25 protein-coding genes and 1 tRNA gene are annotated in these 23,027 nt (G+C 45.6%); 16 read left to right on the top strand and 10 right to left on the bottom strand.

Annotated elements, in window-relative coordinates:
• Window positions 1–14: 14 nt before the first annotated feature.
• The 3 genes from QMF28_RS00855 to apaG form a co-directional block, all read right to left on the bottom strand.
• Entirely contained in the window at window positions 15–791 is a 777-nt protein-coding gene (locus tag QMF28_RS00855) for an enoyl-CoA hydratase (RefSeq protein ID WP_281742678.1), read from the bottom strand.
• Between the two features lie 26 nt (window positions 792–817).
• Entirely contained in the window at window positions 818–1,948 is a 1,131-nt protein-coding gene (mltA, locus tag QMF28_RS00850; RefSeq protein ID WP_281742676.1) for a murein transglycosylase A, read from the bottom strand.
• 128 nt (window positions 1,949–2,076) lie between these two features.
• Window positions 2,077–2,451 carry a Co2+/Mg2+ efflux protein ApaG gene (gene apaG, locus QMF28_RS00845; RefSeq protein WP_281742675.1) on the bottom strand — a complete coding sequence of 125 codons (375 nt, stop codon included), beginning with the start codon at window positions 2,449–2,451 and terminating at the stop codon, window positions 2,077–2,079.
• A 49-nt stretch (window positions 2,452–2,500) separates the two neighbouring features.
• Here apaG and rpe point away from each other — a divergent pair, with 49 nt between their 5' ends.
• Genes rpe through trpC form a run of 5 tightly spaced genes read left to right on the top strand, consistent with a single transcriptional unit; the run spans window position 2,501 to window position 7,141 of the window.
• Window positions 2,501–3,226, top strand: coding sequence for a ribulose-phosphate 3-epimerase (gene rpe, locus QMF28_RS00840; RefSeq protein ID WP_281742674.1), 726 nt, complete (start codon window positions 2,501–2,503; stop codon window positions 3,224–3,226).
• Window positions 3,226–4,731, top strand: coding sequence for an anthranilate synthase component I (gene trpE / locus QMF28_RS00835; RefSeq protein WP_281742673.1), 1,506 nt, complete (start codon window positions 3,226–3,228; stop codon window positions 4,729–4,731). The genes rpe and trpE overlap by 1 nt, the downstream gene beginning before the upstream one ends.
• Entirely contained in the window at window positions 4,715–5,281 is a 567-nt protein-coding gene (locus QMF28_RS00830; RefSeq protein WP_281742671.1) for an anthranilate synthase component II, read from the top strand. Before trpE ends, QMF28_RS00830 begins: the two co-directional genes overlap by 17 nt.
• Window positions 5,282–5,301: 20 nt before the next feature.
• A complete protein-coding gene (gene trpD, locus QMF28_RS00825) occupies window positions 5,302–6,327 on the top strand; it encodes an anthranilate phosphoribosyltransferase (RefSeq protein ID WP_281742670.1) in 1,026 nt (341 codons plus the stop codon).
• 10 nt (window positions 6,328–6,337) lie between these two features.
• Window positions 6,338–7,141, top strand: coding sequence for an indole-3-glycerol phosphate synthase TrpC (trpC, locus tag QMF28_RS00820; protein WP_281742669.1), 804 nt, complete (start codon window positions 6,338–6,340; stop codon window positions 7,139–7,141).
• On the opposite strand, the gene QMF28_RS00815 is transcribed toward trpC, so the two are convergent.
• Window positions 7,122–7,691 (bottom strand): hypothetical protein, encoded by a 570-nt coding sequence (locus QMF28_RS00815; RefSeq protein ID WP_281742668.1) that lies wholly within the window; start codon window positions 7,689–7,691, stop codon window positions 7,122–7,124. The two genes, trpC and QMF28_RS00815, sit on opposite strands and share 20 nt — an antisense overlap.
• Window positions 7,692–7,801: 110 nt before the next feature.
• Between QMF28_RS00815 and QMF28_RS00810 the strand changes: the two genes are divergently transcribed.
• Complete coding sequence (locus QMF28_RS00810) at window positions 7,802–8,152, top strand: hypothetical protein (protein WP_281742666.1); 351 nt, start codon at window positions 7,802–7,804, stop codon at window positions 8,150–8,152.
• Window positions 8,153–8,227: 75 nt separating this feature from the next.
• On the opposite strand, the gene ychF is transcribed toward QMF28_RS00810, so the two are convergent.
• Window positions 8,228–9,322: a redox-regulated ATPase YchF gene (ychF, locus tag QMF28_RS00805; RefSeq protein ID WP_216213392.1), complete on the bottom strand. Its 1,095-nt coding sequence runs from the start codon at window positions 9,320–9,322 to the stop codon at window positions 8,228–8,230.
• 94 nt (window positions 9,323–9,416) lie between these two features.
• On the opposite strand from ychF, the gene QMF28_RS00800 reads away from it, so the two are divergent.
• The 4 genes from QMF28_RS00800 to QMF28_RS00785 are packed head-to-tail and all read left to right on the top strand — an operon-like array spanning window position 9,417 to window position 13,892.
• Entirely contained in the window at window positions 9,417–10,637 is a 1,221-nt protein-coding gene (locus QMF28_RS00800) for an FAD-dependent monooxygenase (RefSeq protein ID WP_281742665.1), read from the top strand.
• Window positions 10,630–11,346: a DsbC family protein gene (locus tag QMF28_RS00795; RefSeq protein WP_281742663.1), complete on the top strand. Its 717-nt coding sequence runs from the start codon at window positions 10,630–10,632 to the stop codon at window positions 11,344–11,346. Before QMF28_RS00800 ends, QMF28_RS00795 begins: the two co-directional genes overlap by 8 nt.
• A gap of 2 nt (window positions 11,347–11,348) precedes the next feature.
• A complete protein-coding gene (locus tag QMF28_RS00790; protein WP_281742662.1) occupies window positions 11,349–13,130 on the top strand; it encodes a M61 family metallopeptidase in 1,782 nt (593 codons plus the stop codon).
• Between the two features lie 6 nt (window positions 13,131–13,136).
• Window positions 13,137–13,892, top strand: coding sequence for a uracil-DNA glycosylase (locus QMF28_RS00785; protein ID WP_281742661.1), 756 nt, complete (start codon window positions 13,137–13,139; stop codon window positions 13,890–13,892).
• On the opposite strand, the gene QMF28_RS00780 is transcribed toward QMF28_RS00785, so the two are convergent.
• Window positions 13,881–14,177 carry a hypothetical protein gene (locus QMF28_RS00780; RefSeq protein ID WP_281742659.1) on the bottom strand — a complete coding sequence of 99 codons (297 nt, stop codon included), beginning with the start codon at window positions 14,175–14,177 and terminating at the stop codon, window positions 13,881–13,883. The genes QMF28_RS00785 and QMF28_RS00780 overlap by 12 nt on opposite strands.
• Before the next feature lies 1 nt (window position 14,178).
• On the opposite strand from QMF28_RS00780, the gene hemA reads away from it, so the two are divergent.
• The 5 genes from hemA (at window position 14,179) to QMF28_RS00755 (ending at window position 19,164) form a co-directional block, all read left to right on the top strand.
• Entirely contained in the window at window positions 14,179–15,495 is a 1,317-nt protein-coding gene (gene hemA / locus QMF28_RS00775; RefSeq protein WP_068320239.1) for a glutamyl-tRNA reductase, read from the top strand.
• Window positions 15,496–16,575, top strand: coding sequence for a peptide chain release factor 1 (gene prfA / locus QMF28_RS00770; RefSeq protein WP_068320237.1), 1,080 nt, complete (start codon window positions 15,496–15,498; stop codon window positions 16,573–16,575).
• A gap of 26 nt (window positions 16,576–16,601) precedes the next feature.
• Entirely contained in the window at window positions 16,602–17,444 is an 843-nt protein-coding gene (gene prmC / locus QMF28_RS00765; protein WP_281742657.1) for a peptide chain release factor N(5)-glutamine methyltransferase, read from the top strand.
• A gap of 107 nt (window positions 17,445–17,551) precedes the next feature.
• Complete coding sequence (gene grxD / locus QMF28_RS00760; RefSeq protein WP_068320233.1) at window positions 17,552–17,860, top strand: Grx4 family monothiol glutaredoxin; 309 nt, start codon at window positions 17,552–17,554, stop codon at window positions 17,858–17,860.
• Between the two features lie 29 nt (window positions 17,861–17,889).
• Window positions 17,890–19,164, top strand: a complete 1,275-nt coding sequence (locus QMF28_RS00755) for a DNA recombination protein RmuC (RefSeq protein WP_281742656.1) — start codon at window positions 17,890–17,892, stop codon at window positions 19,162–19,164.
• A gap of 124 nt (window positions 19,165–19,288) precedes the next feature.
• Here QMF28_RS00755 and QMF28_RS00750 read toward each other — a convergent pair whose 3' ends face one another.
• Entirely contained in the window at window positions 19,289–19,873 is a 585-nt protein-coding gene (locus tag QMF28_RS00750) for a phasin family protein (RefSeq protein WP_281742655.1), read from the bottom strand.
• Between the two features lie 186 nt (window positions 19,874–20,059).
• Here QMF28_RS00750 and QMF28_RS00745 point away from each other — a divergent pair, with 186 nt between their 5' ends.
• A complete protein-coding gene (locus QMF28_RS00745) occupies window positions 20,060–21,385 on the top strand; it encodes an MFS transporter (protein ID WP_281742654.1) in 1,326 nt (441 codons plus the stop codon).
• Window positions 21,386–21,404: 19 nt separating this feature from the next.
• Here QMF28_RS00745 and QMF28_RS00740 read toward each other — a convergent pair whose 3' ends face one another.
• From QMF28_RS00740 to QMF28_RS00730, 3 genes are all read right to left on the bottom strand, one after another.
• Window positions 21,405–22,481, bottom strand: coding sequence for a glycosyltransferase family protein (locus tag QMF28_RS00740; protein WP_281742652.1), 1,077 nt, complete (start codon window positions 22,479–22,481; stop codon window positions 21,405–21,407).
• Between the two features lie 29 nt (window positions 22,482–22,510).
• Window positions 22,511–22,586, bottom strand: a tRNA-Thr gene (locus QMF28_RS00735).
• Between the two features lie 18 nt (window positions 22,587–22,604).
• Window positions 22,605–23,012 carry a ClpXP protease specificity-enhancing factor gene (locus QMF28_RS00730; protein WP_281742650.1) on the bottom strand — a complete coding sequence of 136 codons (408 nt, stop codon included), beginning with the start codon at window positions 23,010–23,012 and terminating at the stop codon, window positions 22,605–22,607.
• Between the last annotated feature and the right edge of the window lie 15 nt (window positions 23,013–23,027).

The following is a 23,027-nucleotide window of genomic DNA, read 5'->3' as shown; positions in this document are numbered from 1 at the left end:
TTGAATTTCTGAAATTAAGAATTGGTAAATTTGGCTGGGCGTTTTTCCATAAACGCAGCCATACCCTCTTTCTGATCATTTGTTGCGAAACATGCATGAAAGAGACGGCGCTCGAAATGAATACCTTCAGACAATGTAGTCTCGTAAGCTGTATTGATACTTTCTTTCACCATAATTGCAGTCAACAAAGGCATATCAGCAATTCCTTTAGCAATTACTTTAACTTCTTTCAGCAAATCTGCTTGCGGGAAAATTCTGGCGACCAAACCAGAGCGCTCAGCTTCGGCGGCATCCATCATGCGGCCTGTCAGAGCTAAATCCATGGCTTTTGCTTTCGATACTGCACGTGGTAAACGTTGTGTTCCGCCAGCCCCAGGAATGATGCCTAGCTTCACTTCTGGTTGAGCAAACTTCGCGTTATCAGCAGCCATAATGGTGTCGCACATCATGGCGAGCTCACAACCACCACCAAGCGCATAGCCAGAGACAGCAGCGATTACAGGCTTACGGACTTTTTTAATCTCTTCCCAGTTGCGGGTAATAAAGTCATCTCGATAAACATCTTTCAATCCATACTTCGCCATGGATGCGATATCCGCTCCAGCCGCAAACGCCTTTTCACTACCAGTAACAATCATGCAGCCAATATTGTCATCTGCATCAAAAGCCAATAATGCAGCGCCAAGCTCTTCCATTAATTGGTCATTCAAGGCGTTCAATACTTCAGGACGATTCAAGGTGATAGTAGCGACCTTGCCATCCACTTCAGTCAAAATTGTTTTGTAGCTCATTGATTTCTTTCAGTAGTAAGAATGCATTAACGTGGAAGCAGCAGCCACATCCTGCCATTTTGTTTCATACGACCTGCCATTTCTCCAGCAGAATCCCCTGACCCCCAATAGTAGTCCGCCCTGACACCGCCCACAATGGCTTTGCCAGTATCTTGTGCCATCACCAACTTTTGTAAAGGCTGATTACTCAAAGGCTTTGTTGTAGCTAAAAATACTGGTGCGCCCAAAGGTAAAGCCTGCAAATCAACAGCAATGCTACGCTCACCAGTAAGCGGAACACCCAAGGCTCCGCTGGGACCTAAATCTGCCGCCACATTACCCGGCAACTCTTTAAAGAAAACAAAACGCGGATTCGCGTTGAGCATTTCATTAACTCGATCGGGATTGCGTTTAGCCCATTGCGAAATACCTTGCATCGTTGCCTCGCTACGCGTAATTTCTTTACGATCTAACAACCATTGTGCAGATGACTTGAAGGGCTGGTCATTCGTCCCCGCGTAGCCAAGACGCAAGATGCGCCCATCTTCAAGGCGAATTTTTCCAGAGCCCTGAATTTGCATGGAAGCTGCTGCTACAGGATCTTGTACCCACGCAATTTCCGACCCCTTCAAAACCCCTGAACTCATAAGCTCTGCGCGCGTCGGACCAGGATTCGGCTTTGATTTACGCCACGCGCTTGGGTAGCTATAGAGTGGCACGTTGTATGTGCTGGTGCGAGTGAGTGAGCCATTCATAACTGGCTCGTAATAGCCAGTGATTAGACCAGTATCGCTTCCAGAGCTAGTACGAATTTCATAAGCTTGAAAGTTGCTTTCAAAATATTTACGAACAGCCTGTGTGTCACGGCCCGAAACACTACTTGCTTGAGCACACACTTGACGCCAATTGACTTCGCTGTTTTTCTTGCGCAAAGCATCACAGCTTTTTAACCATGCAGGCCAAGCTTGGGATAAGTCATCATCCTGCCATCCAGGCAACGCCTGCCAAGAGACAGCACTAAAACTTGCAATGGAAGAACTGTAGCTTGATGGCGAGGCGCCAGAACCACTTGAGCGATATCCCGTGCCACGAGTGGGGGGAGTAGAACATCCCGCAATCAAGCTAACGACCAGGATTGCGAATACACTTAATGAAACATATTTAAATTTAAAAATCATGATCGCCAATTTACTCGATGAATACCCAATGCTACTGTTTGTCTTTGAAGGTGCCGTTGCCTTAGGACTATTGTTGTTTATTGTCCTCTGGACGGGCAAAGGCAAAAAGTAGTCTCCTGAACCTTGCGCTAATGCAAGGTACGGGGCATCACCAAGGCAAACTCAGGAATAGGAGCCTGAAAGAACTGAGCCTCCTCAGTTACGCAGAAATACTCCCCACGCATAGTCCCTGCGGGGGTGGGCAAGGTAGCCCAACTGGTGTATTCAAAATGCTCACCAGAGCGCAAAAGCGGCTGTTGACCTACAACCCCCAGGCCACGAACCTCCTGGACGTCGTTATCCCCGTCTGTAATAAACCAATGGCGTGCTATGAGCTGAATACTGGCCGCGCCTGTATTTCGTATGGTGACGGTGTAAGCAAAGGCAAATTGGCGGTTATCGGGGTCAGATTGCTCCGGAAGATACTGGGCTTTGACCGTTATGCTAATTTCGTGGGGATTCATGGTCGAATTCTGCTCCATCCTAAGGTCAACTGCAAGCTAGAATCTAGGGATGGAAAGCCAAAAAACATCCTCAAATAGCCAATTTGTTATTGCCCCATCGATTTTGTCTGCTGACTTCGCCTGTCTGGGCAAGGAAGTACAAGACGTTTTAGTGGCGGGCGCTGATTGGATTCACTTTGATGTGATGGACAACCACTATGTGCCTAATCTCACCATTGGCCCCTTGGTTTGTGAGGCTATTCGTCCGTATGCAATCAAAGATGGCAAGCCGGCTGTAATCGATGTGCACCTGATGATCGAACCAGTGGATCGTATTGTTCCTGACTTTGCTAAAGCGGGCGCCAATTTAATTAGCTTTCATCCTGAAGCAAGTCCACATGTCAATCGCACTCTGAACCTCATTCGTGATCAAGGTTGCCAAGCAGGTCTTGTATTTAATCCAGCAACTCCACTAGATCATCTTGATCACACGCTGGAGCTCATTGACTTGGTATTACTCATGTCAGTTAATCCAGGGTTTGGTGGTCAATCATTTATACCAAGCACTCTCAATAAGATTGCTCAAGTTCGCGCACGCCTCGATCGCTACCAAGCTGAGACTGGTCGACACATTCGTCTTGAAGTAGATGGTGGCATTAAGGTCGACAATATTGCTGAAGTTGCAAAAGCGGGTGCCGATACTTTTGTTGCTGGCTCAGCAATTTATGGCAAAGAAAATTATGCGCAAGTGATTGATGCAATGCGCGCTGAATTAGGAAAGTCAGGAAAATCCTAATGCAACGCGAAGAATTTAATGCCCTAGCTAAACAGGGTTTCAATCGCATTCCTCTTATTAAGGAGGTCTTGGCCGATCTTGAAACGCCATTGTCGCTTTACGTCAAACTCAGCCAAGCGTTTGGCACGAAAAATACTTATCTGTTGGAGTCCGTTTTGGGTGGTGAGCGTTTCGGCCGCTTCTCTTTTATTGGCCTACCTGCCAGGACAATCGTCAGAACTGTTGGCACACCCACTGAACCAATCAATGAGGTAGTTACGGACGGAAAAGTCATCGAAAGTAACACCGATAATCCACTCGACTTTGTTAATACTTATTTCAAACGCTTTAAGGTTGCGCTACAACCCGATATGCCACGTTTTTGTGGTGGCCTAGCAGGTTACTTTGGTTATGACACAGTGCGTTACATTGAGTCACGTCTAGCTAAACATAAGCTACCCGATGAATTAGGCGTACCTGATATTCAACTCATGTTGACTGAAGAGTTGGCAGTGATTGATAACGTCGCTGGAAAAATTTACTTCATCGTTTATGCAGATCCAAGCATTACTGATAGTTTTGAAAAAGCCCAGGGACGTTTAAAAGAATTAATGACTTGTCTTGGTAAGCCAGCCAATATGCCAGCACCTTTACCAAGCACTAAGACAGAACTCATTCGCAAATTTAAGGCTGCCGATTTTGAAAATGCAGTTCTGAAAACCAAAGAATATATTTTGGCCGGTGATTGTATGCAGGTGGTGATTGGTCAGCGCATCAGCAAACCATTTACAGATTCACCTTTGGCACTCTACAGAGCCCTACGCTCACTCAACCCGTCCCCATATATGTACTTCTATGACTTTGGGGATATGCAAATTGTTGGCTCATCCCCTGAGATTCTGGTGCGCCAAGAAAAACGTGCCGCCGAGAAGATTGTGACCATACGTCCGCTGGCTGGCACACGCCCTCGCGGAGCAAACCCTGAGGAAGATGAGCGTCTAGCCAAAGAACTCTTGGCAGATCCTAAAGAAATCGCTGAACACGTCATGCTGATTGATTTAGCGCGCAATGACGTGGGACGCATCGCAAAAACAGGCTCAGTCAAGGTGACTGACTCCATGTCGATCGAAAAGTACTCACATGTTCAACATATTGTGAGCTCTGTAGAAGGCGATCTTTTAGACAATATGAGCAATATGGATGTATTGCGAGCCACCTTCCCAGCAGGCACCTTATCGGGAGCACCAAAAATTCGAGCAATGGAAATCATTGATGAGATGGAAATCGTGAAGCGCGGCGTATACGGTGGCGCAGTTGGCTATCTATCCTTCTCGGGAGATATGGATGTAGCCATTGCTATTCGTACTGGCGTTATCCGCGATGGCATGCTGCACTCTCAGGCAGGCGCAGGCGTTGTAGCCGACTCCGACCCGACTGCCGAATGGAAAGAAACAGAAGCAAAAGCACGTGCAGTATTGACTGCAGCAGATTTAGTACAAGGAGGACTTGATGCTCCTAATGATTGATAACTATGATTCGTTTACCTATAACCTTGTTCAGTATTTTGCAGAACTGGGTGAAGAGGTAAAGGTATTTCGTAATGATGAAATTACCGTTGAGGATATTGCCAAGCTCAATCCAGCACGTATCTGCATCTCACCTGGGCCATGTAGCCCAACTGAAGCAGGCATCTCAGTTGAAACTATCAAGCACTATGCCGGACAAATTCCGATTCTTGGAGTTTGTTTAGGTCACCAAGCTATTGGTGAAGCGTTTGGCGGTAAAGTCATTCGCGCCCAAAAAGTAATGCACGGTAAGACCGATAGCATTCATCACACTGGCGTGGGTGTATTTAAAGATTTACCCGATCCATTCAAGGTGACGCGTTACCACTCTCTTGCTATTGAGAAAAGTTCACTGCCTGCAATGCTAGAAGTCACTGCAACATCGTCTGATGGAGAGATTATGGGTGTACGCCACAAGGAGCTTGCGGTTGAAGGCGTGCAGTTTCATCCAGAGTCCATTCTTTCTGAGCATGGTCATGCCCTACTCAAGAATTTTTTACAAAACAAATAAGCAACCTTAATTACAGCGCTATGCCAATTACTCCGCAAGAAGCCTTACAACGCTGCATTGAACATCGCGAACTATTTCATGATGAGATGACTGCCATGATGCGCCTCATCATGAGCGGCGAGATGTCGCCAGAGCTGGTTGCTGGATTATTGGTTGCACTTCGCACCAAAAAAGAAACGGTTGGTGAAATCGCTGCTGCTGCACAAGTAATGCGTGAGTTTGCAACCTCTGTAAACGTGGATGACCGTAGTCACCTGGTCGATGTCGTAGGCACAGGCGGCGATGGCGCGCACACATTCAATATCTCGACTGCAGCGATGTTTGTCGCAGCAGGTGCAGGAGCTAAGATTGCTAAACACGGCAACCGTAGTGTGAGCAGCAAGTCCGGTAGCGCTGATGTTTTAGAAGCGCTTGGCGTTAATCTTGCGCTGTCCGCTAATCAAGTAGCCAAATGTATCTCAACGGTAGGCGCAGGCTTTATGTTTGCCCCAAACCATCATCCAGCAATGAAGAATGTTGTTCCAATTCGCAAGCAGCTCGGCGTACGAACCATTTTTAATATCTTGGGACCCCTCACCAACCCTGCGGATGCCAAGCGTATCTTGATGGGGGTGTTCCACCCTGATCTAGTAGGAATTCAGGCGCGTGTATTGCAAGCACTAGGAATGGAGCACGCACTAGTGGTTTACGGACGTGATGGTCTTGATGAAATTTCTTTAGAGGGACCCACCTTGGTTGGAGAGCTCAAAGATGGCGTGGTAAGTGAATATGAAATTCATCCAAAAGACTTTGGCCTCAATACAGCCGCAACCAATGGCTTCAAAGTGGCCAACGCTGAAGAGTCCAAGAAGATTGTTCTTGAGGTTCTCGATGGCAGGCCAGGCGCAGCAAGCGATATTGTTTGCCTCAATGCAGGTGCAACGCTTTACGTTGCGGGCGTGGCTAAAGACATTGCTAGCGGTGTTGAACTTGCTAAAGCCGCTATTGCATCAGGTGCCGCCCGTCAGAAGCTAGACTCATTCGTAGCAGCAACACAATCTAAATAAGTCATTATTTATGAGCGATATCCTCGACAAAATTGTTGCAACCAAAAAGATTGAAGTTGCTAACTGCGTTAATAAAGTGTCTCTTGCCAATCAACGCGAGCAAGCTGAAGCCAACAATCTAGATGCGCGTCTGAAGCCCAGAGGCTTTATTCAGTCTATAGAGAGAAAGATTTCGGCTGGTAAAGCTGGTGTGATCACTGAAATTAAGAAGGCAAGCCCAAGCAAAGGAATCTTGCGTGAGAACTTCGTGCCAGCAGATATTGCCAGGTCCTATGAAAAACATGGCGCCGCTTGTTTATCAGTTCTAACGGATGTGGATTATTTTCAAGGCTGTAACGACTATCTCCAACAAGCTCGTGCTGCCTGCAGTATTCCCGTTTTGCGTAAAGACTTCACCATAGACCCTTATCAAGTTTATGAAGCCCGCGCGATTGGTGCAGATGCAATTCTGTTAATCGTAGCGTGCTTAGAACTTAATCAAATGAAAGAGTTGGAAGCCTGCGCGCACGAACTAGGTTTAGATGTATTGGTCGAGGTACACAATGCTCCCGAGCTGGAGCAAGCGCTTGAACTCAAGACACCACTACTTGGCATTAATAATCGCAACCTCAAGACTTTTGAAGTAACCCTACAAACTACACTCTCCCTGCTATCTATGGTTCCAAGTAGTAAAACATTAGTAACAGAGTCTGGAATATTGAGTCGTGCCGATGTTCGGCTCATGCGCGAATATCAAGTGAATGCCTTCTTGGTGGGTGAGGCCTTTATGCGTGCCGCCGACCCAGGCGCGGCTCTTAGTGAGCTGTTTGCCTAACTTTTCTCAAGAGATCTAAGCAATATTTGATTAACGAGATCAGCAGCAGCGACCCCAATACATCACCTATAAACATCACTACAAAGTGATTTACGCTGCCGGTATCCTCCAAGGTCATGGTAGAAAACCACCATTGGTGTAGGCCTGCTGATAGCAAGGAATAAATCAAAATGCAGGATATCAATTTTGGAAAATTCAGATTACTTAAATCTGATTCAAGTCGCAGATTGCTAAATACGAAATATCGAGCTAAGTACGGCGCAAATCCTGAAATCAATCCAACGCCAATGCAAAGGGTTAATTCATGCGGGAAGTCACCGTAGTAGCTAATCAGGAAAGAGGCGATTGCAATTCCGAGCGCACCAGACAAACCAAAAATCAAAGTCAGAAATAAACGTAAGCCAGCAGGAAGATAAATCCAATTTACCCCCAAACCAAATACCAAGCTATTGGTTAACCAACCATTTAAATAAAAGAGAAATGTGTACGCCATCGCACTAATAGCGCAGCCAATTAACCATTCTGAAGAAATTGTGAGGAATTTAGACATTGCAATCAGTATGGATTAATTTTAATAATTGATGTGCGTCAATTGCTAAAATGAGACTTAGGGAATACACTCATGTTAGCCTTTAAGCTAATAAATCAATGCCAGTTAATATGTCCACTACAAAAACCTCGTCTTACATTAAGTTTCTCAATCTGATTGATGCTATCGATCGCATTAATCCGGGAAAGAAATTGGACTGCATTGAAGAAAGCTTGCTCGATAAGATCGTTGCTTGTGCTCATGCGAAGCAAGCTATTTTGGTTGGCGACCTCATTTCCATCACCGATCTCGGCTCACAAGCAACTTTACATGGTCGCCTAAAAAATCTCAGCGCCATGGGTTACATCAAAATGGCTGCCAATGTGGATGGTCGTAAAAAAGAAGTGCTACCCACCAAAATGGCACTCAAGCGTTATGAAGAAATTTCTAAATGCTTAGAAAAGGCTATAAAAGCCACTTAATAAGCGACTTTATATTCTTTAGCCTCATAAGCAAAAAGCCCTTTTCAGGGCTTTTTTTGGTTGGGAAAGAATTACTTAAACGTTAAACAAGAAGTTCAAGACGTCTCCGTCTTTCACAACGTATTCCTTACCTTCAGCGCGCATCTTACCTGCTTCCTTGGCACCCGCCTCACCTTTGAACTGAACGAAGTCATCATAAGAAATTGTTTGGGCACGAATAAACCCGCGCTCAAAATCCGTATGAATCACACCAGCAGCTTGTGGCGCTGTATCGCCCTGATGAATAGTCCAGGCACGAACCTCTTTAACACCAGCAGTGAAATAAGTTTGCAAACCGAGTAATGAATAACCCGCACGAATCACACGATCTAGGCCCGGCTCTTCCATTCCCAGATCAGCCAGGAACTCAATCTTGTCAGCCTCATCCAAGTCGGCAATTTCCGCTTCAATTGCAGCACAAACTGCTACGACCGGCGCACCTTCTTTTGCGGCATGTTGCTTAACAGCATCGAGGTGCGGATTGTTTGAGAAGCCGTCTTCTTTCACGTTCGCAACATACATTGCAGGCTTAGCTGTAATCAAGCATAAAGGCTTGATCAGTAATTTTTCGTCATCACTTAAGTTCAAGCTGCGAACTGGCAAAGCAGAATCCAGATGGGCTTGAACTTTAGTTAGAACTGCAACCAAAGCGGCAGCCTCTTTGTCATTGCCAGACTTTGCAGCCTTGCTTGAACGATTTAGAGTTTTCTCTACTGTAGCCAAATCGGATAGGGCCAACTCGGTATCAATCACGCCAATATCGGCGATGGGATCAATTTTTCCGGCAACGTGGATTACGTTTGGATCCTCGAAACACCGCACCACATGGGTAATGGCATCGGTTTCGCGGATATTCGCCAAAAACTGATTGCCAAGACCTTCACCTTTTGAGGCGCCAGCTACCAAACCAGCAATATCGACAAATTCGACTGCTGCCGGCAGAATGCGCTCAGGCTTCACGATCTCAGCCAGTGCGGCTAAACGGGGGTCAGGAACCTCAACCACACCTACATTGGGCTCAATCGTGCAGAAAGGATAGTTTTCCGCTGCGATTCCAGCCTTGGTAAGCGCATTAAAGAGGGTAGATTTGCCGACGTTAGGCAGGCCGACGATGCCACATTTCAAAGACATGACCTTATTGTAAAGGGGCTGGTTTCGATATCATCGAGTTATGTCAGAAGCTCACTCAAATTCCCTGTCCAAATCCTCAGGCCACCCCTCCCAAATGCGCACAGCAGACGTTGTTGTGGTCGGCGGAGGCATTGCTGGTAAGGCTTGCGCCCTCGGCCTAGCTCAATTGGGTCTGCAAACCATAGAAATAGCCCCTGATTTAGGACAAAGCGTTGCTAGCCCACAAGGCACCCAATGGGGGCAACGAATCTACGCTTTTTCCCCAAGCACTCAAAAATTGCTGGCTCACCTACAAATTTGGGACGCAATTGATCACAGCCGCCTGCAGCCGGTTCGAGATATGCGCATCTACGGCGATAGGGGCGAAAAAAATGACCAACTCCACCTTTCAGCCTTTGAAGCTGGAACACCTCAGCTCGCCTGGATTGGAGAGTCCAACTTAATTGAGCACACCCTTGATCAAGCATCACGCTTTCAAAACAAGCTAGAACGTATCAGTGATGTCGTAGAAAAAATTCATGTAGATGCAGATGGAAGTACTTTGCATTTAAAAAATGGCGGCAGTATTCGCGCACAACTGGTAATTGCAGCTGATGGTGCCAACTCCCCTATTCGTAACGAGCTTGGGATTAGCGCCAGCGAAGAAAGTTATTCACAAAGCGCGGTGGTAGCTAATTGGCTCTGTACCTATCCACACTTAGAAACTGCATTTCAGTGGTTCTTACCAGGTGGTGACATAGTCGCCATGTTGCCTTTACCAGGCAAACAAGTTTCCATGGTCTGGTCTACCTCCCCTGAGCGTGCTGCTGCTTTATTAAAACTTGATCAAGCCCAATGGCTAGATCAGTTTTCTTCGATTGCGAATGGCGTCATACTTAAGCAGTTAGGCGAACTCACTCTGAACTCCATACCAGCGGCCTATCCTTTACGAAAAATTCGAGCCAAACGTTTTATCGGCCCAGAAGCCTCTCCAAAGGTTGTGCTCATTGGCGATGCCGCGCATGTCATGCATCCTCTGGCGGGGCAAGGCCTCAATTTAGGACTTCGTGATGTTGCTGTCTTGCTGAATATTTTAGGTAAACGTGAGTCCTTCCGCACACCAAGTGACATCGTGTTACTTCGTCGCTATGAACGTCAACGCCAAGGCGATACCAGTGCACTTTTGTGGGTTACCGATAAACTGAAGAAACTATTTTCTGCAAGCAGCAACACAGAACGACAACTTCGTAACTGGGGTCTAGGGCTTGTGAACAAAAGCCACTTTATAAAACAGCGCTTAATTGAACGCGCTTTAGGAGAAATTGATTTTGAATAAATTCTTATCTATGGTTGCTTTTATTGGCGCCAGCCTTATTTGCACTGGATTAGCGCATGCGCAACCAGAGCAGCAAATCAAAACAGAAATTCAGAAGAAGTTAGGCGCTAACGCCAAAGTCAAAAGTGTTTCACCAGCGCCTGTATCTGGCCTGTACGAGGTATTGGTAGGCAACGATATTTTTTATACAGACGCCTCTGGAAAATATCTGATTCAGGGTGAAATCATTGAACTTTCAAGCGGTAAAAATATTACCGAGCAAAGGCAGGCAGATTTAAATCGCATTAAATGGAGTGACTTAACCCCTGCTAACGCTATCAAAAATGTTCGCGGCAATGGCAGTCGTCAGCTTGCCGTTTTCTCTGATCCCAATTGCGGCTACTGTAAGCGCTTAGAAAAATCACTGCAGCAACTAGATAACGTTACTATCTATACCTATCTGATTCCAATCTTATCGCCAGATTCTGCACAAAAATCAAAACAAATTTGGTGCTCAGCAGATCCATATAAAGCCTATATGGATTGGATGATTAACGGTATTACACCTAGTGGCAAGGCAGATTGCAGCACACCACTAGACAAAAATATGGCTTTTGCCAAGACTTATGGGGTTACAGGCACACCAACTTTATTCTTTACAGATGGCAGTCGCTTCCCTGGTGCCGTACAAATCACTGACATTGAAAAGAAATTTAATTCACTAAAATAATCATGAATAACGCCGACTTACCTGCAATTCAATATACGGTCTGGCCGGCGGACCTTCATGGTCATCGCTTTCGTGTAAAGCTGCACATTAGCAACCCCGACCCTAATGGTCAGATCCTACAAATGCCAGCCTGGATTCCGGGCAGTTATTTAATTCGGGATTTCAGTAAACATGTGGAGTCACTTGAAGCATTCTCAGCGACAGGCCCTAGAAAGAAGCTCGTGGTCGAGCGGATTGATAATGACCATTGGCGTTTACCGCCATCAAATGACTCCATTGAAGTCCTGACAACTGTTTACGCGTTTGATTCATCAGTTCGTGCAGCCTATCTCGATACTGAGCGCGCCTTCTTTAATGCAACCAGCCTATGTCTTGCAGTCAAAGGTCAAGAGCATATACCTTGCTCTCTTGCTGTCACTGCGCCTGAAGTTGCTTTTGCAGACCATTGGACAGTGCAAACGACATTAAGAGCAGCAAAGACTGATGAGCGTGGATTTGGTTTTTATCTAGCAAAAAATTATGATGATTTACTTGATCATCCTGTTGCTATGGGCGAGTTTCAACTGGTGCACTGGAAATCTAATGGCGTATCCCATCGCATGGCTATTCAGGGATGCAATCACATTGTTGACTCTAAGCGCCTTGCTGAAGATCTTCAGGCAATCTGCAGCAGCACTATTGAATTGTTTGAACCCAAAACCAAGCGCGCCCCATTTGAGGAATATCTCTTTTTAGTTAATGCTGTACTGAATGGCTATGGCGGGCTTGAACATCGCAATAGCACTGCATTACTTTGCCGACGTGATCAAATCCCCCAGGAAAATATTGTCTTTGAAGAGTCTGCTTATAGAGAATTTCTGGGTCTATGCAGTCATGAATATTTTCATGCGTGGTTAGTTAAACGTATTCAGCCAAAAGCTTTTCAACCTTACGATCTCGCAAAAAGAAATCACACTCGCTTGCTCTGGGTATTTGAGGGCTTCACCAGTTATTACGATGACCTTCAACTATTGCGCAGCAAACGGATTGATTTGAAAACCTATCTGAGACTTGTTGCAGATAACTGGAATGGCATCTTACGGGGTCCTGGGCGTCACAAGCAAAGCCTTGCTGATAGCTCATTTGATGCCTGGACTAAGTATTACCAAGCAGATGAAAACACACCTAATGCCGTTGTTAGCTACTACGGCAAGGGTGCATTACTGGCTCTTGGCCTCGATTTACAAATCCGCGCATTCTCTAAAAATAAACTCTCCCTAGATGATCTAATGCGTCTCATGTGGCGCAAGCATGGCATCACCCTAGACGGCCTCGCAGAAGATGAACTAGATCATTTGTTAATTGAATTGCTAGGCGAAGGTTTCAGAAAAATTTGGGCAGACATAAAAGCGCGTTACATTTTTGGCGTTGAAGATATTCCATTGCAAAAATGGATTGGATCAAACCTTGTTGCCGTCAAACTGAAGCACCAATCAACCCTAGAAAAACTTAAGCTGCAATTTGGCATGCGATATACCGATGCGAATGGTTGGCTCAAGATTACTCATGTACTCGATAGCGGCATTGCCCAGGCAGCAGGTCTGGCAGCCGGGGATTTACTGGCTAGTGTTGATGGGCAAAGGGTCACCAGCGCACGTTGGGATAGGGTTTTAGGCAGCCTTTCTGAAAACACTCAAACACGCATCACTTTTTATCGCGATGATCTTGAGCATGAGCGCATGGTCTCACTGCAATCCGCCCAAGCACCTACACAATATGCACTATCGCCAAAGAAAGATGTCTGATTAAAATTGAAGACGCTATTTTCAAAAGACGATATCCCCAGTGATTGGCATGCACTACTGGGAAACTATTTTGAGTCGGCAGATTGGCAATCGCTAGAAAAGAATTTGCAGACTGTTTTGAATGCTGATCCAGGCGCAGTAAGGCCAGAACCGCAAAACTTTTTTAAAGCACTCAAACTGACTCCAGTGGATTCGGTTAAGGTAGTGATTCTGGGTCAAGACCCCTATCACTCTCCAGGATTAGCCCAGGGACTTGCTTTTTCTATTCCAGCGGAAATTGCAATCAACTCTCGAGAATTTCCCAGCTCGCTTCGCAACATTAGCAAAGCACTTGCGCTAGAAGGTTTTGGTCAGTTACCCAGCGGTGATCTGCACAACTGGGCCAAGCAGGGTGTTCTTCTTCTCAATACCGCCTTGAGCGTCAGGCTGGGTGAAGCAGGCAGTCACGCCAATTTAGGGTGGAAAAGTTTGATTGATCATTTAATCAACGCACTCTCTAAATCTAAGCCGCATTTAGTCTGGATGCTCTGGGGCGGTCACGCGCAATCCAAACTGCCCTTAATTGAAGATAGTCAAAACCAACTTATTCTCCAATCCTCGCACCCATCAGGCTTAGGGGTATATAAAACAGATAAGCCCTTTTTGGAGCCCGGCGCCAAGGCAAGCTGCAATCACTTCAGCAGCACCAATCAGTGGCTCATTGAACACAAAAGCTCACCCATCCGTTGGGTGGAGAGCGTTCAAAATGACTTATTTAGTTAAAGCGGTAAATACGCAAGCTACTGTACAAGAGGCAAAAATAGCGCTGGCCCACTCCAATATTTGCCCAGACTGAAAAAATCCAAAGTATTGCCCTAAAAACGAGCTGCCAGCGGCCGCCACGAAGCCGAGCAAGAAGGCTGCAAGGACCTTTCCAGGCCTGAAGCCCTGTAAGGGTCCGGGATAAAAGATCCAGGATGAGACCCCAGAAATACCCCCAATCACCAGAAAAGCTAAAAACCCCATTGATACCCCCATTAATGCTGCCATCAAATCTATAATTGCCATTATGAAGTTGTTGACACTCGGCATCAATCATCACACAGCGCCGGTCGCCATTCGGGAAAAGGTCGCCTTTGACCCTGAATTTCTTCAAGAAGCGTTGCACGATCTACGCCAACACTTAGTTGGTGCGAATCATGCTGGGCTGCCCGAAGCCACTATTTTGTCGACCTGTAACCGTACTGAGTTGTATTGCGCTGCGAATGATGACAATGCCGCAGGTATCTTGCATGAAGCAACTTTTGATTGGCTAGCAAAAACTCAACAACTTGCGCCTAGCAGTCTTGAGCCTCATATTTACTCTTTGCCACAATCCGATGCAGTTCGACATGCCTTCAGAGTGGCATGCGGTCTAGACTCGATGGTCATTGGTGAGACTCAAATCTTAGGACAAATGAAAGATGCTGTCCGCACAGCCAATGATGCTGGTGTTTTGGGAACTTATCTCAATCAACTCTTCCAGAAAACATTTGCAGTCGCCAAAGAAGTGCGCGGCTCAACTGAAATCGGCGCTCACTCTATTTCAATGGCTGCAGCATCTGTGCGACTCTCTGAACGCATTTTTGAAAAAATTTCAGATCAAAAGATTTTGTTTATTGGTGCTGGTGACATGATCACCTTATGCGCAACACATTTCGTTGCACGTAAACCTAAAAATGTTGCGATCGCCAATCGCACTATCGAGCGCGGCCAGGAATTAGCAGACTCTATTTCTGCGCAAGATGTAGAGGCTGAGTCCTTCAAACTCTCCGAGCTACCCGGCCGCCTTCACGAGTTCGACATTATTGTTTCTAGCACCGCTTCCTCACTGCCGATCATTGGTCTTGGTATGGTGGAAAGTGCCCTCAAACAGCGTCGCCATAAGCCGATGGTAATGATTGATTTAGCAGTACCAAGAGACTTTGAACCAGAAATCTCCCGCTTAGATGACATCTATCTCTACACAGTGGATGACTTAGGAGTCATGATTCAAACTGGCGCCAATTTACGTCAAGCGGCAGTAAGTCAAGCCGAAGCGATCATCGAAGATCGTGTTGGTAACTTTATGCATTGGATGCAGGGTCGTAATTCTGTTCCACTCATTCAGGATATTCAACAGCAAGGTGAACGCTTGCGGCAGCTTGAGCTTGAGCGTGCAATGAAGCGCTTGATGCGCGGTGATGACCCACAAGAAGTTCTCAATGCGATGGCGCAAGGTCTGACAAATAAATTTTTGCATGGCTCACTCCATGCGTTACAACACTCTAATGGCGCTGAGCGTGACGCCTTGATTAAGTTGTTACCTAAATTATTCGCCTCGCATTCCAAGCCAGAAGACCATTAGATGAAGCCCAGCATGCGGGCTAAGCTAGACCACCTAGACACGCGCTTAGCCGAACTCAATTCCCTATTAACTTCCGAAGAAGCAACCAAAGACATGGATGCCTATCGGAAGCTCACGCGCGAGCATTCTGATATTGCAACAGTAGTTGAACAATTCGGACTCTACAAGCAAGCCGAAGCCGATGCTCAAGCAGCAGAAGATATGCGCAAAGATCCGGAAATGAAAGATTTCGCGGACGAGGAGCAAAAGCAAGCTTTGGCTACTATGGAAGCGCTTGAGGGCACACTCCAGAAGCTATTGTTGCCTAAAGATGAGAACGATGAACGTAACGTTTTCTTAGAAATTCGGGCAGGCACTGGTGGCGATGAGAGTGCGCTATTTGCAGGCGATCTTTTGCGTATGTACACCCGCTTTGCTGAACGCCAAGGCTGGAAAGTTGAAGTAGTCAGTGCTGCTGAATCTGATTTGGGTGGATATAAAGAAGTGGTCTTGCGCCTGGTGGGTCAAGCCGTTTACTCGCGTCTAAAGTTTGAATCTGGCGGTCATCGTGTCCAACGCGTTCCACAGACAGAAACCCAGGGCCGTATTCACACCTCTGCTTGTACTGTAGCTGTGATGCCTGAGGCAGATGAACTTGAGGCGGTCAAGATCAACCCTGCTGAATTAAGAATCGATACTTTCCGCGCCTCAGGTGCTGGCGGACAGCATATTAATAAAACTGACTCTGCGGTACGCATTACTCACTTGCCAACAGGAACGGTGGTGGAGTGCCAAGATGATCGCAGCCAACACCGCAATCGCGAACAAGCTATGAAAGTATTGGTTTCTCGTATCATGGATGCGCGCGAGCGCGAGAAGCATCAACTAGAAGCACAGACCCGAAAATCTCTGATTGGCTCTGGAGATCGCAGCGATCGTATCCGAACTTATAACTTCCCCCAGGGTCGCATTACCGACCATCGCATCAACCTCACTCTATATAAGATTGATGCAATGATGGATGGCGATATAGACGATCTTTGCAATGCCCTTGCCTCCGAGCACCAAGCAGAGCTGCTAGCGGCTCTTGGTGATAACTAAATCATCAATCAACGATCGCCGAAACTGTGAGTGCAAATTTAAGCCTACGCGCTCTATTGAGAGGCTCGGCACTTGCATCTGCTGATGCAAAAGTACTTATGGCGTATGTTCTGGAAAAACATTACCAGCTTCCACGCTCCGCCCTACTATCACGCGATGAATTAGAGCTTAATGACATTGCGCTTGAAGACTGGAAAAAACTAGAGTCCAAGAGGCTACAAGGTGAACCAGTTGCCTACCTCATTGGCAAAAGAGGTTTTCACAACATTGAACTGTGTGTTGCCCCCGGCGTTTTGATTCCGCGCCCAGAGACAGAACTTCTCGTGGAAATTGGCCTACAAGAAATAAAGCGCTTAAATACTCTAGTAAGCATTTTGGATCTTGGTACAGGTTCTGGCGCGATTGCCCTCGCGATTGCAAGTGACGCCTCTCAGGCCATTGTTACCGCTACCGATCAATCCACCGAGGCATTGGAGATTGCCAAAGCTAATGCAAAACAATTGAAGATTGCCGATCGTGTGCAATTTTTGCAAGGCAGCTGGTATGAAGCTCTAGAGGCTGGCGCCTCTTTTGACGTCATCTTGAGTAATCCACCGTATATTGCCTACCAAGATTCACACTTAAATCAGGGCGACTTACGTTTTGAGCCTCTTTCAGCCCTCACCGATCATGGCACAGGACTTAGCTGCCTAGAATCTATTATTTCTGGGGCCCAGCTTTATCTAAATCCGAATGGGTTGATTGCGGTAGAACATGGTTTTGACCAATCAGAAGCGGTCGTATCCCTAATGAAGCTAGGGGGGTTGCGTGATATTCAAACCCATGTAGATTTGGGTGGGCATTACCGCGTTGCCTCGGGCAGAAAATAAAGCCAAATAACCCTTTTTCACATTAAGTCTTAAAATCAACTAAACCTTGTTTTTAAAACTGTCTTAGCAATAAGACCGCTGCAGTAGAAATTTATTAGAAAGAATGTATGGACACTCAAGCTCAAATTAAAGAAATCGTTACTAGCCACCCCGTTGTTTTATTCATGAAGGGGACTGCTCAGTTTCCGCAATGCGGCTTTTCCGGAAATGCAGTGAATATCTTGCGCGCTAGTGGCGTTGAAAAACTCCATACCGTAAACGTCTTAGAAGATGCAGGCATTCGTCAGGGCATCAAAGAATATGCAAACTGGCCCACTATTCCTCAGCTCTATATCAATGGTGAATTTATTGGTGGTTCAGACATCATGACTGAAATGTTTCAGTCTGGTGAACTCCAAAAGCTTGTTAAAGCTTAATTACTCTTTTTGTAGAGACTATTGTCGCTGTGAGTTTTGATTTAAGCTCTCTTCTACTGTTTGGCCTGCCATTAGGATTATGTGCAGGCCTTTTAGTTTATGCACTCAACTTACGCTCCGCCCTTGCTCGCGTTGAGCTTCAGGCTCAGACTGAGATTGCGCTCACCCAAAGCCTTCGCATCGAACGTGATCAAGCGTTACAAAATGCAATCCGCCTAGAGGCAGAGTTGGATTCAGAGCGCAAACAGGGTTTAGGCAGAATTGAGTCACTCAACGAAGCAAAAGAAGCGCTGACAAATCAGTTTAAAAATTTAGCCAATGAAATCTTGGAAGATAAATCCAAGCGCTTTACCGAACAAAATGCAGCAAGCTTAGATGCCCTTCTTAAGCCTTTGCAAACTAAGCTCACTGAATTTAAAGAGCAAGTAAGTAGCTCTTATGGCAATGAAGCTCGCGAGCGCCATGCTCTGAAAAGCGAAATTGAGCGCTTAGCCAATCTGAATCTTCGTATGTCAGATGAAACACGCTCCTTAACTCAAGCATTAAAGGGCGACTCCAAGGTTCAAGGCAATTGGGGTGAATTGGTGCTGGAATCGATCCTAGAATCCTCTGGTCTGCGCAAGGGCGAAGAGTACTTAGTTCAGGATAGTCATACACAAAGCGATGGCTCACGCCTGCAGCCGGACGTTGTAATCAAGCTGCCTGAGGGCAGAAGCCTGGTAGTTGACAGCAAAGTATCGATTACGGCCTATGCCAGACATGCCGAAACCACAGACCCTGCAACAGCCGAGCAAGAACTGGCCGCGCATATTCAGTCACTGCGCCAACATATTCAAGGCCTTTCTGGAAAGAACTACAGCTCCCTCTATGGGGTGGGCTCAGTGGATTTCGTTTTAATGTTTGTACCGATAGAGCCTGCATTCTTACTAGCATTAAAGACTGCGCCCAACTTATATCAAGAGGCGCTAGCCAAGAATATTGTTCTAGTTTGCCCAAGCACTTTAATGGCGACACTTAGAACAGTTGCCCATCTCTGGCGACAAGATCATCAAAATCGCAATGCATTGGAGATCGCAAAACAGTGTGGCAATCTTTACGACAAATTTGTTGGCTTTGTAGATGACTTAGAAAAGCTAGGTCAACGATTAGATCAAGCGCAAACTAGTTATCACGATGCGTTTAATAAACTGAAAACTGGTAAAGGCAACCTCATTCGCTCCGCCGAAAAAGTGCGTGAGCTAGGTGTCAAACCCAGTAAGAGCCTAGCTTCCCCACTAATTGAATCATCTGCGGACTTTGAGTAACTCCACCCCTCTGTCTTGGTGAATATTTAAAAGACATAGATAAACAAAAACCCCGCCTAGTTTGCTCTAAGCGGGGTTTTTTCTTAAGGCTTACTACTAAATCTAGTTCTGTATAAGCTCTAAATTAAGCAGCTTTACGGCTACGTGATGCAGGAGTAGCAGATTTTTTAACTTGAGCAATTTGACCTTGTACAGCTTCGATTGCTTGATCAGCAGTTTTCTCCGCAGTAGCAAAAGCCTCTTTGCTAGCAGCGCGGAACTGTTCAAAACCTTGCAATGCACTACCGTATACAGTTTTGAATGAAGATAAGAAAGTATCAGAACCTGCAGGTGCATTAGCAGCAACTGTGTTGATCCAATCTTGGAAGCCATCTTGCAATTGGTCGATGCTTGCATCAACAACATTTACGAACTCTTTATTGCTATCACGCAATACTTTGCTTACTTTCTTTTGGTAAGCAACAGCTTGATTGCCAGCAGCTTGCAAAGAATCGGCAGTAAAGATTTCAGTAACTTGCTTTGGATCTTTTGCAGTCAATACTTGCTGAATGCTGTCTTGTGTATTTACCAATGCGTCTTTAGAAGCAGCGTAGTTCAACTCAGCCAATTTCTGAGCATTTTCCAAAGCAGCTTCGCTTAAAGAAAATGTAGCCTCGAGGCCTTTGCTGCTAATTTGGGACAATTTAGCGGTGATTTGATCTTGGTTCATGTATTTCTCCAGAAATTAAGTGGTACAACTGTCAATTAAGTGCATTTAAGGAGATTTCAGATGCCTTAAATATTGCACTGCACCATGAAACTGTAACTGAATGAAAATGACAAATCAAGAAGTATTTGCTGCTTTGCAACAAATATATCATTACTTAGATATAAACCTAATTAAATCAATAACTTAATGCAAATTCAGAATTCCCATTCCTATCGAAAAGTAGCAATTGCAGCCTGCTTTGGCACCTTTCTAGAGTGGTATGACTTTTTAACTTTTGCCACTCTGGCCGTTATTTTTGCCCCCCTATTCTTTCCGTCCACAGACCCGAATACAGCCCTTTTGGCGAGCTTAGCAACCTTTGGAGTGGGAATGGTGGTGAGGCCCATTGGAGCAGCGTTATTTGGCTCTATGGGCGATCGTATAGGCCGAAAACCCGTATTTATGATCACCATTGCTTTAATGGGTATCGCTACTGTTAGCGTGGGCTTTTTACCTACCTATGCTCAAGCAGGCATTTGGGCCCCCATCTTGCTGGTCAGCCTGCGCCTACTTCAAGGGCTATCTGCAGGTGGGGAGATTGGCGGGAGCGCTGTCTACCTCACCGAACATGCAGGCAATGAACGCAGAGGATTTAAGACAAGCTTTTTACAACTAATGGGACCGCTAGGAATCTTATTTTCAACACTGCAAATTGCTTTGCTTAGAGGCTACTTAACTCCAGAAGAATTTCAGGCCTGGGGTTGGCGAGTGCCATTCTGGGTTTCTATTGTTTTGCTGATGATCGCTTTTAAAGCTCGCATGGCCCTTGAAGAAACGCCCATCTTTTTGGAGCTAATTAAAAATAATCAGAACGCTACAAATCCTTTAGTCGCTAATTTTCGCGATCCCCATACTCGCAAAAGAATGTTTCTACTCTTCTTTTGCATCTCCTCTGGTGGTGCTGTTCTTTTCTTTTGTGTTCAGGTTTACACGGCAATCTTTTTAAAGACATCCGTTAAATTGGCGCCAGCAACAGTTGATCAACTTAGTCTTTACGCAACTCTCTCCCTTTTGCCTTTAACTGTTTTTGCTGGCTGGCTATCAGATAAGGTGGGTCGCAAACCAGTGGTAGTAAGCGGCCTTCTTTTAGGCGCATTTATTATTTTGCCGACCTTTAATGCGCTTCAGTATTTTGGCTCGCAATATCTAGAGCTAAGCCATCAAGAAAATATTCTATTGATTGGTTTATTGCTTACTTGTTTATCTCTTGCGCTGGCTTTGGTAGTGGGCCCACAGACCGCACTGCTTGCAGAGCTATTTCCGGCAAGATCACGCAATAGTGCAGCAACACTTCCACACAATCTTGCAGCTGGTTGGATAGGTGGTCTATTACCTCTGATCGTAACTTGGTTAAATCAAAAATGGGATAGCGATTTAGCAGGGCTTTGGTATCCCACTATCTTCTTGGGAAGTGCTGCAATTCTTGCGCTACTGTATTTGCCGGAGACTAAAAAAGTATCTCTGCTGGATTAGCCAAAATACTTACTCGGCCCTATAAGTAGAGTTTGCGTGATAGGCTGCGAAGCTTTTTCCTAAGACGTTTTCCCTGTACGACAATCTTATCTGAGCTACTGATATCAATTTCTATGCGCTGCACAGCGTTATCACTTAAGAAAACTGAATCAAATTTTTTCATTACCGCAGTAGGTGAAAATTCTTGGGAATAGCAGTCCCAATTCTGTTTTTGAGATGCGGTCTTATCAAACCCCAGGAGAATCTCACTGAGATCTTTGGGTCCTTTATAAAGAATCGCCTTTGAGCCCAATACATCAATATGATTTCGTTGCGGGGATAGTGAATAGGTGATTACTGGCTTATTGTGCATAGAAAACTCGCCGCAAGCCAAACCAAAACTCTCGCCGATACCTCTTGCATGAAGCATGGCATCACAGGTATTAATAAAGCTAGATTTGAATACAGGGTCTGAGTTTCCCGGAAGAAATATCACTTGTGGATGATTGATAAAACGATCGATGTTCATGAACAAAAAATAGATTTTCGAGTTCTTAGCGACCAGCTCAGCGATTACCTTCTTAACAAAATCAAGATTAAAGCTATCACTACCTCCATAGCACCCGAATGCAAGCGCATCTTCAGGGATGCCAAGATTTGATCTTTGAGAGACTCCTATTTGCGGCAAGTCTATGATGTGTGGCACATAAGGAATTTTTCCGTTTGAGCACTCCTCACTTAACCACTTAGATACATAGGCATAAATATCGCCATGCATCTCATCAATCTTTTGCGGGAAGACCGCATGAATCAAATTGGGAACTCCAGGTAAAACATACTGGTCACGCTCACCCGACTTAATGAGATACATCGCATCGATTTGTCCGCGATCGGCGACAGGATTTAATTCCGAGAAGCTATCGTAAGGAATTAAATCAAACTCTTTTTGAAATTTATGGAATACAGATGGTTGAATTAATTCTGAGCGGCGGTCATAGAAAACAATAGACTCATTTCCTAAGATTTTTTGGTTTTGGAGTGCGTAGTCAAAGATGGCGATATGGGTGCCTCTAAGAGACATTAAGCCCGCGTCAAATCCGATTTTTTTATATGACATCTAGAGAATTTTAAATGCCGGAAGGAATGTGGTGCCCCTTGTCCGACTCGAACAGACCACCTACTGATTACAAATCAGTTGCTCTACCAGATGAGCTAAAGGGGCAACGGTTGATATTTTAGCCTATTTCACAATCTTCAAGCTAGGTCTGCTTGTTTTGGGTTTTTCAGGGCTCTGATCGGCCGAATCCGCAATATGTAAATCTCGAGCCTGAGTAGGGTCAAATGGGAAAGACATACCCTGGCCATTTTCCCTGGCATAAATGGCCAATACGTGACTAACGGGGACCAAAATCTTCCGTGGAACCCCGCCAAATCGCGCCTGGAAACTAATCCAGTCGTTTTCCATCTGCAGCTGGTGGCAGGCCTCCAGAGAGAGATTAAGAACAATCTCATCATTCTTCACAAACTCCATCGGCACTTCCACCCTAGCATCAACAAATACAGCAATGAAGGGTGTAAAACCAAAATCCGTGCACCACTGATGTAGAGCACGGATTAGATAGGGTTTATTGCTTGGGACGTCAGACATACTGACTATTAATGA

The sequence above is a fragment of the Polynucleobacter yangtzensis genome, from assembly GCF_027924165.1.
In the GTDB taxonomy this organism is placed as follows: Bacteria; Pseudomonadota; Gammaproteobacteria; order Burkholderiales; family Burkholderiaceae; genus Polynucleobacter; species Polynucleobacter yangtzensis.
This window is presented reverse-complemented; position numbering and strand designations above follow the sequence as displayed.